Consider the following 15379-nt stretch of genomic DNA (forward strand, 5'->3'; position numbering starts at 1 on the left):
TGAGCCGTCCGTCCTTGGTCAATCCCGGCACTGACAAAAGGTCGCCTTGGCCGTAAGGGCTTTCTCCGGTTGCGCGCGGCCATCAGATCGCCGCGGTGGCCGTGGCCCGGAAGCTCACCGTGCTTTGATGGCATTTGTTGACGAAGGGCGAGGATTACCTGTGGGCGCGCCCGGCACTGGTCGCCATCAAGACCCGCGCGATGCAGCTTCAAGCCGGACATCCGCAACAGAAAGGCAGCCGGCGTGGGCCAGCGTATGCCTACAACATCAAGGTATTGCGCGACCGCGAGATGTTGATTGCCGCACAGGCGGAGCAAAGCTACGAGCGCTTGGTGAGGCAATGGAAACCATGGCGGCCAAAAACCGGCGCGCGGGCGCCTCAACTCGGCAAGACAAAATAGGGCAGCCTGGTGGCGCTTGCAGCCGATGCGCCACGCTTCGCCACGAGGTCGCCCGCCCACCAAGGATAATCCCGCCTGACGGCAAGTGCCAGCCAGGAATGCAGTCCCGTTCCACGCCAGCATGCCGCCGTGCTCGGGCCGGTCAAGGCCAAGCCTTGCGGTGGCCGCAAACGCGGCCAGCCTTGACTGCCCCTGCGCGCGGCGGCTGCGAGATCGATGGCCGGGACGGAAGAATGGCCCGCGGCGCAGCCGAACAAAAGAATGGACGTACGCGATTTCTGCAATCGTCATCTCGGTCATGAAAAAAATCGCTTGTCCATCTCATCCGTCGTCCGCAAGTGTTTCCAGTGCTCGGCCGGGAAGTCGTAGAACGCCAGTAGCGTGTCTCGATCCTTGCTCAGGCAATCGGCGGCGTTCTCGTACTTCAGCGCGTAGCTCTCGATGAAGGCGTCGAACGCCAGCTCGGCGGCGAGCTTCGTTTCAGTCATCCAGATCTCCTGCAACGCGCGTTTGGCCTTCGGCTGCTGGCTCTTCGGCAACTTGGCGAGCACGTTGGCGGTCTTGTGCACCCAGCAGCGCTGCTCGCGCGTTTTCGGCCAGACCTCGCCGGCCGCCTTCCAGAACCCGAGTGCGCCATCGGCGATGGTAAGCTGCGGCGCCACGTCGAGCCCGCGCCGCTTCAGATCGAGCAGCAGATCGCGCCAGTCCTGCGCGCTCTCGCGGGCGCCATCGGTGAAGCCGACCAGTTCCTTGCGGCCTTCCGGGGTCGCGCCGATCAGCACCAGGATGCACTGCTTTTCGTCTTCGAGGGGCGCTTGAAGATGGATGCCATCGGCCCAGATGTAGACGTAGCGCTTCGCCGACAGATCGCGCCTCTGCCACGCGGCGTGCTCGTCGAGCCAGCCATCCTTCAGGCGACCGATGGCGGATGCCGACAACCCGGCAGCATCCTTGCCGAGCAGCGCAGCCAGCGCCTCAGAGAAGTCGCCGGTCGAGATACCCTTCAGGTAAAGGATCGGCAGCAGCGTCTCGATCGACTTCGACCGGCGCATGTAGGGCGGCAGGATCGACGGCGAGAACCGGATGCGGCCAGGATCGGCGGCGTCCGCTTCGCGATCGCGTACACGCGGCTGGCGGACGGCGACCGGACCGATGCCGGTCATCACCTCGCCCTCCGGCAGGTGACCGTGGCGGACGACGCGCTGGTGGCCGTCCCGGGTCTTCAAATGGGCATGCTGGCCTAGAAAGTCTGCAACCTCGGCCTCGACCGCCTGGGCCAGCAGGGCACGCGCTCCATTGCGCAAGACTTCTGTGAGTTGATCGTCGAAGATTCCTGGCTGAATCAGATGGATGACGTTATCGTTGGACACGCCATATCGCTCCTTCGGTGGAGAAGTGGAGGCGTCAAGCACCCCCACGATATGCCGCCTTTCCGATTCCCGCCGTCACCAACTTTGGGCGATAGCTCGGTCAACTTTCAATTCGAGGGTATTTATTAATGTCGGCAGCTAACCTCATCGTCGGCTCGGACGGGGCTCATCTCATTTCAGATGCACTCGTATGGAGCACAGCGGATCAGACGATCACAGCGATCTGTAACAAGGCGACCTTGCTTCCTCAATTTCGGGCTGCTGCAACGATCCGCGCCGAGCACTTTGTTGTTTTTCAGGCCGTGTCGCTTGCTCTGTCGACAATAGCGGCAAGCGGCTTTGACGAATTCCAGCAGGCGATCGGCCCCACGCTTAAGGAGCTGAATGACCGGATGGCCGCAATGGGCGCCGCGAGTCCATTCGAGGTGTCGGTCGCGGGAATCTCAGAACAGGGTGGCCCATCCGCTTTCCGGATGACGACGCTGCAGGCCGGCAGCGAGCACATCGAGCCGTGGCAAATCGTTGAGATGCCGCGGGGGTTTAGTCCATGCCCGTGCAACACCGAGTCGCAAGAGACGGAAATCAGGGTAGCAATAGAGAAGGCACCGGCAAGCCTTGATGGTCACGTCATCGCTGCGTTGAAAACAGCCGGGACTTCACTGAGGGCCGGACTCCGTGTTGGGTGGGCGGTTTCGGGTAATTGACGACCATTGGCGCCAGCGGCATTTCCACGCGGATCATTCCCCGGTGGCCGAATGATGTTGTCGGGCAGAAGCTGGTCTCGCGCTGATGACTCGCGAGCCAACCATGAAAATGAATTTCGGCAACCTCCCGTCAGAACTCGCAGGCTCTTGCGCTTAGCACGCCTTTCCAACTCCGTTCCCACGAGGGAACAGTATGCCAATGTTCAAAAGCGAACAGAACCGACTGCTGAATCTTCCTAGGCTAGAGATGCTTGGCGATCCCATTCCGCCAAGTCGCCTCCAACGGTCCCGGCATGTAGGGGTGCCGGGACCGTTTTTTAGTGGACGCTCAACATGGTCTCAAATGGAGAAGTTAAGTGGCTATAGGCACCGTCAAATGGTTCAACCCGACGAAGGGGTACGGGTTCATTCAACCGGATTCGGGCAGCAAGGATGTGTTCGTTCATATCTCCGCCGTTGAGAAGACTGGTTACACCTCGCTCGCAGAGGGAGCTAAGGTCAGCTTCGACGTCGTGAACAATCGCGGAAAAGACTCGGCGGAAAATCTACGGATAGGGTGATACAGCCAAAATCCGGTCAAGCGGGTTTGCGGCGTTTTCCGGTCAGACAGGTCGGTGAACGACGCCTCGGCACAACGAGAGGCGCGTGGCTGACGATCAATCGTTGTCCACGCGCGATTTCCGAAACTCAACTGGGCCATCTATGAGTCGGCTCTTACGAGCCTTGACGTCAGCGGCGCTAGCATCTTTATCGCGCAAACCATCGATCGCGTCCGCCGCTAACTCGCCGGCCCGATCACTTTGTGTAGGATAGCCGTCGAGCCAATCCTGTTCTGTCGCTAAGGCGGACCAAGCCTGCGCCATCCGCTTGTAACGGAGTGCCGCCTGCGCATTGGTCGCCCCCTCGGCGAGCTGCAGGCAGTTCTCGGCATTCGCGAAATTTATCGGACGTTTTGACCATCGGACACAACGGCCTTCCGGTGGGATCGTTCCGACTGATTGCAGCGGCCGTGGTACACGCAAGCGCGCGCGACCACCACTACCGCTGATGGCCCAGACCAATTCCCAGCACGATCGCCTTCTGACGTAGCGCTCCCTCGGTTCGCTTCGTCATCTTGGCTATTTTGACGACGGGCGTCCGTGCCTTGGAGGTAAGCGCGAATTTCCCTGCACCTTTTGCTTTTGAGTGCTCTGATGCATGAGGTGTCCACCAAAATAGGTGGACACCTTGTGATGGCAGACGATGATCAGAAACTGCGGGTCAGGCTTGTTGGTCGGAACGGTCGCCGGCGCTACGAGGCGGCATCGAAGGAGCGTCTTGTCGCGAGTTGTCTTGAGCCTGGCGTTTCGGTATCGAGACTTGCGCTCGAACACGGGGTCAACGCGAACCTGCTTCGGAAATGGATCAAGAAGCACACCGCGACCAGGTCTCTCCCGCGGTCTCCCCCATCGGCGTTCATCCCGGTTCAACTTGAGGGGGCTTCCGATCGCGCCCTGTCGCGGGGGAGCAGCGTGGCGATGGTGGGTTTGCCGGCGGCTTGCGATGAAGTGCGCGGGTCGGAACCCAAGGGGACTACAGCTTTTTGTTCTCCGGCCAAAGTGAGCGCGTCGCTGCCGAACGGCGTGAAGGTCGCGCTGGAATGCGGCGATGTGGATGCATTGACGGCGATCATCGGAGCCCTGGGCCATGTTCAGACTGGGCGGTGACCTGCAGGTCTATCTGCACCGTGAGCCGATCGACTTCCGGGCTGGCATCAACAGCCTTGCGGTTCTGGTCCAGGAGACGATGGCGCTCGATCCGTTCGCTCCGGCGGTTTTTGCGTTCTGCAATCGCCGTTGCGACCGGATGAAGTTGCTGTTCTTCGACCGGTCCGGCTTTGTGCTGGTCCTGAAGCGGCTGACCGAGGACAAGTTCCGATGGCCGCGCCGCCAGGAGGCGGTCGTCACGCTGACGACCGAGCAATTGCACTGGATCCTTGACGGCATCGATATCGATGCGATGGTCCGCCATCCGGTGCGGCAATATCAGGTTGCCGGCTGAGCTCTCGACTTGAGCGGTTGACGCGTCGGTACGGTTCAGATTCAAGAATCCGATGAATCGAACCGGCGAACCGAGTGTCGAAGCGCTGTTGGCGCGCATTGCTGCGCTGCAGGTGGAGAATCGTCAGCTCACGGAGCGCGTCGTCAGGCTCGAGGAAGAACTGGCGCTGGCACGCCTGCATCGTTTTGCGCCGCGCAGCGAAAAGCACGTCGACCGTCTGTTCAATGAAGCCGAGCAGGCCGCCGACGAGGATGATGCCGGCAGCGAAACGGACAATATCGCCGAACTTCCGGACACGGGCTTGCCACCCGTCGAAAGCACAACGGGAAAGAAGCGCGGCCGCAGACCGCTGCCGGCGAACCTGCCGCGTGAGCGGGTCGAGTATGACCTGCCCGACGATCAGAAGGCGTGTCCTTGCTGCCGTGGCCAGATGCATCGCATGGGCGAGACTGTCACCGAGCAACTTCATATCGAGGTGAAGGCGAAGGTTTTACAGAATGTGCGCTTCAAATATGGGTGCCGCCATTGCGATCGCACCGGGATCAATGCCCCTGTCGTGACCGCGCCGATGCCGACGCAGCCCTTGCCGGGCAGCGTTGCCACGGCCTCAACGCTGGCGTTCGCGCTGGTTCACAAATATGTCGATGGCACGCCGCTCTACCGTCTGGCGCAGGCCTTCGAACGCGCAGGTGTTCCTGTCAGCCGCGGCGCTTTGGGTCACTGGGTGATCGGCTCGAGCGAGAAGCATCTGCATCGCATCTCAGACGCCCTGAAGCTGCGGCTCAGACTGCAACCTCTCATCCATGGCGACGAGACGACGGTTCAGGTCCTCAAGGAGAAGGACAAAAAAGCCACCAGCACATCGTACATGTGGGCTTATCGCAGCGGCCAGGGCAGTCACGAGCCCATCGTTCTTCTGGATTATCAGCCGGGCCGCGGCCAGATCCACCCGCAGGCCTTCCTCGGCGATTACCGTGGCATCGTGATGAGTGACGGCTATACCGCATGGCGCACGCTGGAAGGGACCACCCACATTGGATGCATGGCCCACTCCCGACGGCGCTTTGTCGATGCCCTCAAGGCGAGGAAGAAGGGCGGCGGCCCGCCAGAGCAGGCGCTGCGGTTCTTCGAACAGCTTTACCGGGTTGAAAGGCAGGCGCGGGACGAAAAACCAGACAGAGGCGAAACGCCAGATCAATGCATTCGCCGCTTCCGCCAGCAACACAGCATTCCCGTCCTGAACGCCCTCAAGGAATGGCTCGATCAAATCGCCCCGAAGGTCTTGCCCGACAGCAAGCTTGGCGATGCCGTATCCTACACTCTGAACCAATGGTCATATCTGACGCGCTACACGCAAGACGGCAGGATGCCGATCGACAACAATCTCCTGGAGCGCGATATCAGAATCTTTGCCACTGGCAGAAAGAGCTGGCTGTTCAGCGACACCGTCGAGGGAGCCAGGGCCAGTGCCGTCGTCTACAGTCTGATGCTGACCTGCCGCGCCTCACGCGTCGAGCCGTTAGCCTGGTTGCGCCACGTGCTCACCGAATTGCCTCAGCGCGCCGACGACGCCGATATCACCGACCTGCTGCCCTTCAACTTCCCCAAAACCGCCGCTGCCTGAACGGGTCAGATGCCGCCCTCGATACGAAGGCCATCCGTCAAAAGCGCGGGCGTCATCGTGCGGAGAAAATCGCGCTTACCCTTGGAGTGCGCCTTCAGGTCCTTGATATCGTCACGCGTCCACTCGCGGCGGACAGTCTTTTTCTTTTTGGCCAACTCGGCTCTCCTTCATTGATAGGAGCGCGGTCTAACAACATAGCGCAGTATGCGCAACCCGCGCGGACGTCATTAAGCGCGCCTCTGTGGTCCCAAAGAGATCGACACGTTCACGCGGGACGGCATTCGCCTGAAGGACGGCAGCGAGCTCGCCGCCGACATGGCGGACAGCGCCGTTAGCCCATTGCTGAGGATTCAGCCCATCGCGCGACGGTTGAACTACGCGCCTCATTTTCGGCTGAGGAGCGTCAGCGCGCAATCGTTAGTCGCTCGTTACTCAACTGCCACGTTTGAGGGCTCGCTGGAATAGTCCGCCGATCTCGGCGAGCGATGGCGCAGAAGGAACGAGACGCCGCAACGAGTTCCTTTTCTCCAGACGACGCGGCACATAAAAATTGCGGAATGGCCGTTGAACGACAGCACAAATTCGTTCGCAAACACGTAGTAGGGTGTGGAGATGCAGGCCCCAAGGGCGTTGATATCGCGCACCATACATGGATGTGTCCCACGAATTCCACCAAATGACAGCTGCGCCGCCTGGTTGATCGGTATGCGCTCCATTGCACGACGTTCGATCATGGCGAGATGCTCCAAGATGAGGAGGTAACTTTCGAATCGAAGCGATCGCTGCGATTGCGATTCGCCCCTTACGAAGTCAGTTTTCCGGTCCCGCCGAAGCCCGCAAAACGGCCATACTCACACATTGAGCCGGTGGGGCCCGCTAACAAGCAGTGTTGTTGTCCAATTAGAATTGATCGGAACTAGTGGTTAATTCGGGTGCCCATCAGGGAGAGCGCTTGCGCACGACGCTACGCTGCCCACCCGCGTTGTTGCGGCGGTTAAGGACGCTGAGACGACGAGGTTGCTGGGACAGGGGCCGCTCTTCAGGGCTTTGGCAGCTTGTCTTGCTCGGCGCGGGCTAGTGCTTTCGCCTTGGCCTCTGCTGTAGCGCTGTCGAGCATCTCCGGCCGCATGCGCCGGCCAGGAATATCCTCGAAGAAAAATAGACGCTGGCGCGCCCGTCCGGAAAACGCACCTCGAAGCTGCCGGTCTGCGGCACGGCTTCGTGAGGGATAATGCGGATGTTCTTGCTTGCGGCCATACGGGGGGCTCAGAGGCTTAAATCCGTTCAGACGTCATCCGGAGGGAGCTTTGCTATGAGATGTGGCCAGTTGCGCTCAATGATGCCGCGCAGCTCGGCGTCGACTTCCTGGATGCTGTCGAAGTTCTCAAGCTGGACGCGAAGCGCCTCCATCTGGTCGGGGTCGAGCACATGGCCACGATATATCTCTATGGGCATAGATCGCTTACTCCGCCCCGTTGTGCCTGAGTCCTGGCCAGGATGGGGCAGCGGCCCCTCATGGTCGAAAACTGATCCTAGGTCGCGCATATCGATCCAGCCACCGCAAGCCGGGCACTTGATGAAATGTTCGGCCTCATGTGCCGGGAGACCGCCGACACGCTCGCCTATAAACTTGCCTCTGGGTATCTTCATTGTGTCCGTCAGGACAGAGCACAAGAGACGGCCCCGGCTTGGGGGGCTGGAGTATTATGGGCCGGAGCCGCTCCGCCAGCTCGCACGAGCCAGCGAGAGACCAAACCGGGTAATCGGGGCACGGTTCCTAACGGGGCGACAACGTATCCTGCCCGGGCGCCAGCAGCCGGACGTAGGTCCCGCTCTCGAGCAGCTCGATCCAACCCTTTTCGACAGCGCACTTGACCTTCAGGCGCGTGGCAGGCACCGAGCAAGGAATTGCCGGCGCGCCTTCTTCTGATCGGTCGCCAATTTTATCTTCTCTCTTAAAAGAAGGATCTCTGAATATTCCCTCTCGATCTCGGGATCGATGCGAAGGGATTCAAGCTGTTGGGCGTGCAATTTGAATAGCGCTGCAATCTGCTCACTTTGGATGGGGCGCATGGCAATCAACCCCCGATTGGAAACGAATTCAGTCAGCGCAAATCGGGTAGAAACTTTTCCGAACGCACATCATAGAGCGAATTTCGGTGCGGCGTCTCGTAAAATAAACTGCCAACGTTACTGTCTTACTTTTGTAGCCCCTTGGGGCGCACGCCGATCACTCCCTTCGAGGGAGCACCGATCAATTGAGCTTGCGCAGCAGCTTCTTCACCAAGGCCCGCAGTTCGGCGAATTCATTCAGGATCGTCTGCTGCATGGCAGCTTTTCGACCCGGCTTCGACGAAGCCGTTGCCTTCTTGGCCTTCTTTTTCTTTGAAGGCATCAGTGTGACACTACGCTGGAGGCGCGCCGGTGTTCAGAAGCTGAGCGACGGCTGCTACGATCTGCGCTGGCGCAAATGGCTTGCTCAATAGGATGCTGTTGGGCACGCCGTGAGCGGACCACTGATCGGCCGCCGCACCAGTCATGTAAATAACAGGGATGTCAGGATTTAACTCTCTGGCGCGGTGGCCGACTTGCCAACCGTCAACAGTACCAAACAGATTGATGTCGGTGATGAGGGCTCGATACTTGGTGGCGTCGCTTAGAAGAAGTTTGACGGCATCCTCTCCACTGACGCTGACCTCGGTCGTAAAGCCGCCGTCGGACAATGCATCTGTCACCAGGTCTCGGACAAGCTGATCGTCCTCGACGACCAAGATTAGAACCGCGGCCCCTTGCATCCCTCTCTCCCTGTCGCCGGTCAGGTGTGTTCCGGGTCAGGAACTCATGAGAAGCGAGTTATGTTCCAAAGTGCGCATAGCGATGCCGTCCACTCCCTTCAAGGGAGCGCAGCGCAACAAAGATCGTAGGGCTTTAGTTGGGGATTGCTTGCTGTCGGCTCTAATGCCGCCCTATCGGGCCATCCCTGGTGAATAGCGCTGTTCGACGAACCTGTCCTTTTCGACAGGTACGCGCCGTCCCGAGGCGTGGGCATGATCGCCGCGCTAAAAAGACGAGGGCGGCGATGCGACGTTACTACTTTCCGATTCTCCACAAGGGAGAGACACAGGCGGACGACACGGGGGAGCTATTTGGCTCTGCTGAACTAGCGGTCGAATATGGCGCCCGTGTTGCTCGGGACATCGCCAGCGATCCCGAGTGTGACCGCGGTGCGGGCACGGTCGTAATCGTGGTCGACCCTCCGGTGGTGAGATCGCGCGGCATACGGTTAAGCTTTAGAACCTGACGGTTTGTTGTCGACGCGGGCATCAATTAGAACGATATCCTTGTTGTCTGTCATATCCAATTTCTTCAAAATTGCATTCACCTTCCGAAGCTCGGCGACGCTGAAATAGAGGATCACCTTGATTGCATTTTTGGCGTCGCTTGCAGCTTGGTAAATCGGGACTTGCTTCTGAAGGTTTCGCTCTAGCTGTATTCTTTGCCAACTTCATCTCGACGAGGGTTTTGTCGTGTGCGCCTCGTGAGATTTTGAAATCAACCGGTCCTCTGCCGTCGTTTGCTTCGGTACCAACATCGGAAGGCGTCCCGAACCAGACCAGGCGGTAGAGGATCTGAAGGTCTTTTTCTCGCTGAACTGGCGCCCCGTGGTGATAAAACAGTCGGTGTCCACCCTTGTTCTCGATGACATCCTTCAGATACCCGACGCGCGCATGCGCCTCTTCATAGGCGCCGCCGCCGATTCCGTAGAAGGTAGTCTCACGAAGCAGCGTGTGTTGAATATCGGCGACCTGCCGGATGAATGTGTATTCAGTTGCAAGCACCTTCTCGGCACTAAGGTCGGCTGCTTCGCCGCCGTGCTGTTCCTTCAGCTTGATGTAGTAGTCGATGAGCTGCGGGAATTCTAACAGGGTCCTTCTGGCGGCTTCCGGCCGCTCTTTGGCGCTGGGACGGCGTCTACGACCGGGTTTATCAAGGATATGGCGAAGCGGCACGGGCACATCCTGGCGCTCCTGCGGGCGCATCGCCCCGTCGTTAGGAAAGCTCAGTGATGGAAGTTGATTGGGACGACGTAAGTCTCGAGGTCGCCCGGTTTTTCGGACGGAAAACCAGGGAACGGGCTGGCGCGACGGAGGATCGCGAGGGCCTCCTGATCGAGCACAGTGTGGCCTGACGATCTCGTCACCTCGGCACGCGCCACTTCACCTTTGCGGTTCAGCGCGAAGCGGACAACGGCCGTGCCCGCCTCACCCCGTGCCCCCGCGGGATAACGCTTGAAGCGTTCCAGATGACCGGCAACAAGAGCATCATAGCGGTTCGAAGCGGCTTGCGCGAACTGGCCGACGCGCTCGCTTTTCGGTGGCGCGCGGGTTTCCGGAGCGGGCGGCGGCGCTTCAGGCTTGGGCTCCTCGACAGGTCTGGGTTCGGATTTCGGAAGCGTCACATCAGCCTGTTGCTGCGCGGGCGGCGGTTGTACTTGCTGCTCGAGCTTCTGCTCTTCGGTCTTGGGCGGCTCTTTTGGCGCCGCATCGGCCTGCTGCATGGCTGGCCCGATCGCGAGATCCTGGTTCTGAACCTCGGGTGAGGAGGCCTCCATCGGCGCGAGCGAGACCGCGATGGCTGGAATGATCGCCGGCTGGCGCGGCTGGCGCGCGTACCACAGCGTAACGGAGGCGACGATTGCCACATGCGCAGCCGCAACAATGATCGCAGCCAGGCTCCAGCGCGAAAGGCCGCGTCTGTCCGGCAGATGGAGCGCAAATACCGTCATGGCTTGTGCGCCGGCGATTCCAGACCGACCAGCGCCAGCTTGAGATAGCCGGCATCACGCAAGACGTTCATCACTCCCATTAATTCGCCGTAACTGAGCGCCTTGTCGGCGCGGATGAAGATCGTCTCATCCTTGTGCGCACCGGTCGCGGTGTCGAGCGTAGTCGCGAGCTCGTCGCGTGATGCGGCTGCATCCCCAACTGCAATCGTGCCATCCGACTTGATCGTCACGAACACCGGCTTGTCCGGGCGCGGCTGTTCGGGGGCCGTGCTGGCCGGCAGATTGACGCCGATGTCGACCGTTGCGAGCGGCGCCGCCACCATGAAGATGATCAGCAACACCAGGATCACGTCTATGAACGGCGTGACGTTGATTTCGTGATGGATCTCGAGATCGTCGTTCGCGCGCGTGCCAAGTCGAACAGCCATGATCTACTCCGCCGCCCGGAACCGCATCGACGCTGGAGAACTCGCACTGCGGCTGATCATGAGAAGAAGCTGCGCCGAGGCGTCGCCGAGCAAGCCCTTGTAGCCGCTGATCACCCGCGCAAGATGGTTGTAGATGACGACGGCGGGGATCGCCGCGACGAGGCCAACCGCCGTAGTCAGCAGCGCCTCAGCAATGCCGGGCGCGACCACGGCGAGGTTGGTGGTATGGGCCTCGGAGATGCCGATGAATGAGTTCATGATCCCCCAAACGGTGCCGAATAGGCCGACGAAAGGCGCCGTCGCGCCGATGGTGCCCAAGATCCCGACGCCCCGCGAGACCTGCCGAGTCATTGCCGCCTCGACGCGTTCCAACCGCAACGCGACACGCTCCTTGAGACCATCGTCGACGATGAAGTCGGAAAGTTCGGCCTCGCGCGCTGTGGAAAGGACGAGCTGCGCCACAGCATCCCTTGCGCCGTCGCAGGCGCGAACCGCCTCGGACAATTGCGGGCCGCTTTCCAGCATCCTTAGCCGTCGCCGCACGCTCCCGGCTGCCAAGCGCAGTTCGATGGTCTTGGCGAGCCAAATCGTCCAGGTCACGAGCGAAGCAAAGGCGAGCCCGATCATCACCGCCTTCACCACGACGTCGGCGTTCACAAACATGCCCCATGGCGATAGATTCCGCGGCAACAGCGGATTTGGGGCGTCACTCTGCGCCAGCGCAGCGGTCGACGTGGCGAGCAAGAGGACGACGGCGCTCGGGAGCGCGAGCAGGCGTGCCAGGCCTTGGGTTGCGGTCCGTGACTTGAGATCGGTGTGACGCATCTGATTCTCGTATCTGTTGAGGTTTCGCATCCGCCCCCGCTCAAAGCTTCTGCGAAATACCGAAGAAGAAGCCGCGGCGTGGCCCGAATTGCGGGGCGAACACGCCGATCCCGGATCCGTCGCGGATTCCGTAAATCGTGTCGAACACATTGACGATGTCGAAGCGCAAGGTTGTCGGCTTCACGTCGTTGAACCATTTGAATTCATGCGAGACGCCGAAATTCACCTGCGAATACCAGGGAAGCGACGCGGTGTTCGCGAAGCCGCTGCGCAGACCACTGCCGTAAAGGACATCCATCGAAACACGGGTGCCACTATCCCACTTGTACGACGCGCCCGCCGATCCCGAGACCCACTGCGAGTGATCGGTGTAGACATAGTGACTCGCGATGTAGGCAAGCTCGTCGGCACCGAATAAGAACTGGTTCGACACGACGTTCGTCGCAATTTGTCGCGCATAAGCGATGTTGGCATAAGCGCGGAAATGCGTGTCCGTGTATTTCGCCGAGAGCTCTACGCCGTAATTGTCGCCCTTTTCGTAGTTGAACGCGGTCAGCACATAGGCAGCGCCGAACTGCCCATCATCCAGCAGGTCCCTGGCCATCTTGTAGTAGCCGTCCACGCCGACTTCGAGACCGGGTAAGAGCTTCTGGGTGACGCCAACGTCGAAATAGTGCGAACGCTCGGGACGAACCGGATCTGCGAAGTTCACCTCCGGCTGCTGCGTGGTGTTTTGCACCAGGCCAAGATTGGTCGGTGCCGCCAGCACGAGCTGCGGCGGCGTGAAATACCGAGCATAACCGGCGTGGAACACCGTGCCGTCCCTCGGGGTGTAGGTCATGCTGATGCGCGGGCTGAGCTGGTTCGCATTGGTGTACTGCATCATCTGATCAAACCGCAACCCGTAGTTCACGGTGAGCTGGTTTGTCACTTTCCATTCGTCCGCGATATAGGTTCCGAACAGAAAGCCGGTCTTGCTGCTTTGATCGAGCACGTTGAAGGGCGCATCAACCGGAGCGCCTGTGCTGTCGACTGGCAGCAGAACCGATCCGTTGCTCACCAAGGCATTCTCAGCGCTGACCGTGAAGCCTGCGTGCAGTGTATGAGCGTCTGAGAGGCGGTAAGCCGCATCGGTTTGAACGCCATGAGTCAGACTTCGACGGTACACGTCCGAGGCCACGCCGTTGAAGACGAGATCGCCGACGACGTCTGGCACGAAATGCACGCTGCTATAGCGGTTGAAATAAGAGGTCTGCAGATCCAGCCCATTGCTGGAGTATTGGAGCGCCAGCACGTTGAACGAATTGAATTCACGCTGGTTCTCGTTGAGATTGGCGGAATTGAAGTCGGACGCGCCAAAGGCTGTGAATTGAGGCGCCTGGCCGGGATTGTTCGGAATCTGGAAGCGACTGTTGGAAACACCACCCATGTAGACGATCCGCGTGGTCGGATCGACGACAGTGGAGAGGTAGGCAAACCCCTTGCCCTGGTCCGTATGATCGTGGATCGCGTTAGTGGAGGGGGTCGGATTTTCCAGGCCCAGATTGCTGCCGAAGTAGCGCCCGGAGACGAAATACTGAGTGCTGCCGACCGTACCGCCCCACTCGGCGTAGGGCGTGATGGTCTCGTGGCTGCCGCCATAGATGCCGACCTTGCCGGTGTTGTCGAAGGCGCTCGACTTGGTTTGGATGTCCACGACGCCGGCGGTGCGCAGGCCGTATTGTGCCGGCAGCGCGCCGGTGATCAGCGCAAGATTGCCGACAATGCCGGTGTCGAGAATCTGGCCGAACGCACCTACGCCATCGGGCAACATGATGCCATTGATGCGGTATTGAACGTTGGCGTGTTCGTTGCGGACGTGCAGATCACCGCCAGCCGCAGAGTCCTGACTCACCCCTGGTGCCTGCAACAGAACCCGATCCAGCGAGGTATTCTCGCCTTGCGGCAGGGCTTCGATGGCCTGCTGTGTGATCTGATAGGGGCTCGTGCCGGTTGGCGCCAAGATGGTCTGGCGAGCCGCATCGAAATGCTGGTTCTGCTCGGTGACCACCTGCGCCTGGGTCGGCGCAGGCGGCAGGGTCCTGACGACGACCTGCGGCGTCGGCGGCTTGGGTGACCGCCGCCGTTCGACCGGGGCGGCGACGCGCAGTTCCGGCAGAGGTTTGCCCGTCCCCGCCTGCTCAGCTGCAGCCGGCGCAGGCGTGGCACTCTGCTGCGGCGTCTCCTGCGGCGCAGGGGGAATGGCGGGAGCAGGGGTTCTGTCCGGCGGTTGCGGCTCGGCTGTGGCGGCTGGTTGAGGCGCGTTGCCCTGCGCCAACGCTGCCGCGCCGGTAAGGGCGAGCAAGCCTACTGATGATGCCGAGACGAGCGCCTTGCGGCGCAACAGCTGAAGCGGAAGACCCATGATGGGCGCCTGACCAAATCTGCGCTTGAGATGCTAAAAATGCCGTGCGGGCCGTTCCGAAATGGAAAGGAGCTTTACCATTCACAAGTGGCGAGGCTCCCCAGCCAGCGGCATAGCGGGCAAGAGGGTCAGGAGATGGGGGGGCCGCGGGACTGGAATGGCGCGCGACGAAGCGCGACGACGAGGCGAGGTGGCGCCGTCCTGCGATCAACAGCAGCCTGCTTGAACTCCAATAAGGTTACAGGGGGTGTCGAGGCCAACCCGTTAGCCAGCGCCGCGCTCGCGACGCAGATTGGGCACAGATAGTCGGGGTGAGAGTCGTTCGAATGCCCCTGCGCCTTACCGTGATCGGGCAAAGCCAGAGCGTCCACGATGGAACCGCGCTCCGACGCCTGGCCAGCGTGAACATGCCCGAAGGACAGCGCAAAGTTCATGGCCAGCGCGAACAGCGCGAACCATGTATTCAGCCTGGCACTAACCCGAAACCAGCGCATGTTCAGCCAGTTCTCATCCGCGCGGCGCACTTGCCGCTAACGACTTATCCTAGCCCATGGAAACTCGTCTTGAAAGGGCAAGCGCTTTCGGGAGCCGGACCAGGAGTGCGGGCAACTTAGGGCCTCAGTTGCCACGCAAATATCCGAATCTGGCCCTTCGGCGCCTACTAGGCCGCCGCGCGCACCTTGATCGCTTCGTAGCCTCAGCCCAAGGGATTATGGGTACACGGTCTCGTTCTCTGACCGGCTGCGGACCGAGCGATGTTGGCGCGTGCCGGTTTTACCACGCCCGTAGGCGTAGCT

General features: G+C 60.6%; 17 protein-coding genes and 2 pseudogenes. 6 read left to right on the top strand and 13 right to left on the bottom strand.

From position 1 onward, the window contains the following. Nucleotides 1-74: 74 nt before the first annotated feature. Nucleotides 75-384 (top strand): annotated as a pseudogene (locus IVB54_RS39745) (IS110 family transposase); the annotation flags it as partial. Between the two features lie 331 nt (nucleotides 385-715). Here IVB54_RS39745 and IVB54_RS39750 read toward each other — a convergent pair. Then, nucleotides 716-1771: pseudogene (locus IVB54_RS39750) on the bottom strand (IS256 family transposase); the annotation flags it as partial. 128 nt (nucleotides 1772-1899) lie between these two features. Here IVB54_RS39750 and IVB54_RS39755 point away from each other — a divergent pair. The 5 genes from IVB54_RS39755 to IVB54_RS39775 all read left to right on the top strand — a co-directional run bounded on the left by IVB54_RS39755 (nucleotide 1900) and on the right by IVB54_RS39775 (nucleotide 6139). Next, nucleotides 1900-2475 carry a hypothetical protein gene (locus IVB54_RS39755; protein ID WP_247478233.1) on the top strand — a complete coding sequence of 192 codons (576 nt, stop codon included), beginning with the start codon at nucleotides 1900-1902 and terminating at the stop codon, nucleotides 2473-2475. 356 nt (nucleotides 2476-2831) lie between these two features. Next, nucleotides 2832-3035: a cold-shock protein gene (locus IVB54_RS39760; protein WP_247368137.1), complete on the top strand. Its 204-nt coding sequence runs from the start codon at nucleotides 2832-2834 to the stop codon at nucleotides 3033-3035. Between the two features lie 672 nt (nucleotides 3036-3707). Next, on the top strand, nucleotides 3708-4181 hold the full coding sequence (locus tag IVB54_RS39765; RefSeq protein ID WP_247297715.1) for a transposase: 474 nt from the start codon (nucleotides 3708-3710) through the stop codon (nucleotides 4179-4181). Then, complete coding sequence (gene tnpB, locus IVB54_RS39770; RefSeq protein WP_148750250.1) at nucleotides 4162-4515, top strand: IS66 family insertion sequence element accessory protein TnpB; 354 nt, start codon at nucleotides 4162-4164, stop codon at nucleotides 4513-4515. Before IVB54_RS39765 ends, tnpB begins: the two co-directional genes overlap by 20 nt. Before the next feature lie 52 nt (nucleotides 4516-4567). Further along, entirely contained in the window at nucleotides 4568-6139 is a 1572-nt protein-coding gene (locus IVB54_RS39775; RefSeq protein ID WP_247384585.1) for an IS66 family transposase, read from the top strand. A gap of 5 nt (nucleotides 6140-6144) precedes the next feature. On the opposite strand, the gene IVB54_RS39780 is transcribed toward IVB54_RS39775, so the two are convergent. The 12 genes from IVB54_RS39780 to IVB54_RS39835 form a co-directional block, all read right to left on the bottom strand. Further along, on the bottom strand, nucleotides 6145-6294 hold the full coding sequence (locus tag IVB54_RS39780; RefSeq protein ID WP_247476241.1) for a hypothetical protein: 150 nt from the start codon (nucleotides 6292-6294) through the stop codon (nucleotides 6145-6147). A gap of 273 nt (nucleotides 6295-6567) precedes the next feature. Continuing rightward, nucleotides 6568-6873, bottom strand: coding sequence for a PilZ domain-containing protein (locus IVB54_RS39785; protein ID WP_247368140.1), 306 nt, complete (start codon nucleotides 6871-6873; stop codon nucleotides 6568-6570). Nucleotides 6874-7423: 550 nt separating this feature from the next. Continuing rightward, nucleotides 7424-7594 carry a hypothetical protein gene (locus tag IVB54_RS39790; RefSeq protein ID WP_247368143.1) on the bottom strand — a complete coding sequence of 57 codons (171 nt, stop codon included), beginning with the start codon at nucleotides 7592-7594 and terminating at the stop codon, nucleotides 7424-7426. Between the two features lie 423 nt (nucleotides 7595-8017). Further along, nucleotides 8018-8212 (bottom strand): hypothetical protein, encoded by a 195-nt coding sequence (locus IVB54_RS39795; RefSeq protein ID WP_247368145.1) that lies wholly within the window; start codon nucleotides 8210-8212, stop codon nucleotides 8018-8020. A 181-nt stretch (nucleotides 8213-8393) separates the two neighbouring features. Then, on the bottom strand, nucleotides 8394-8534 hold the full coding sequence (locus IVB54_RS39800) for a hypothetical protein (protein ID WP_247368148.1): 141 nt from the start codon (nucleotides 8532-8534) through the stop codon (nucleotides 8394-8396). A gap of 10 nt (nucleotides 8535-8544) precedes the next feature. Then, on the bottom strand, nucleotides 8545-8910 hold the full coding sequence (locus tag IVB54_RS39805; RefSeq protein WP_346658864.1) for a response regulator: 366 nt from the start codon (nucleotides 8908-8910) through the stop codon (nucleotides 8545-8547). A gap of 552 nt (nucleotides 8911-9462) precedes the next feature. Next, nucleotides 9463-10179, bottom strand: a complete 717-nt coding sequence (locus IVB54_RS39810) for a hypothetical protein (protein WP_247368154.1) — start codon at nucleotides 10177-10179, stop codon at nucleotides 9463-9465. 20 nt (nucleotides 10180-10199) lie between these two features. Beyond that, complete coding sequence (locus IVB54_RS39815) at nucleotides 10200-10925, bottom strand: TonB family protein (protein WP_247477017.1); 726 nt, start codon at nucleotides 10923-10925, stop codon at nucleotides 10200-10202. Then, a complete protein-coding gene (gene exbD, locus IVB54_RS39820; RefSeq protein ID WP_247368159.1) occupies nucleotides 10922-11353 on the bottom strand; it encodes a TonB system transport protein ExbD in 432 nt (143 codons plus the stop codon). Before exbD ends, IVB54_RS39815 begins: the two co-directional genes overlap by 4 nt. Before the next feature lie 3 nt (nucleotides 11354-11356). Then, nucleotides 11357-12178 (bottom strand): tonB-system energizer ExbB, encoded by an 822-nt coding sequence (gene exbB, locus IVB54_RS39825; protein ID WP_247368160.1) that lies wholly within the window; start codon nucleotides 12176-12178, stop codon nucleotides 11357-11359. A gap of 40 nt (nucleotides 12179-12218) precedes the next feature. Continuing rightward, nucleotides 12219-14582: a TonB-dependent receptor gene (locus tag IVB54_RS39830; protein WP_247368162.1), complete on the bottom strand. Its 2364-nt coding sequence runs from the start codon at nucleotides 14580-14582 to the stop codon at nucleotides 12219-12221. Between the two features lie 128 nt (nucleotides 14583-14710). Then, the gene (locus IVB54_RS39835) at nucleotides 14711-15106 is read right to left on the bottom strand and encodes a DUF2946 domain-containing protein (protein ID WP_247368164.1); all 396 of its coding nucleotides are present in this window, start codon (nucleotides 15104-15106) and stop codon (nucleotides 14711-14713) included. Between the last annotated feature and the right edge of the window lie 273 nt (nucleotides 15107-15379).

Source organism: Bradyrhizobium sp. CW1 (assembly GCF_023100665.1).
Lineage (GTDB): Bacteria > Pseudomonadota > Alphaproteobacteria > Rhizobiales > Xanthobacteraceae > Bradyrhizobium > Bradyrhizobium canariense_D.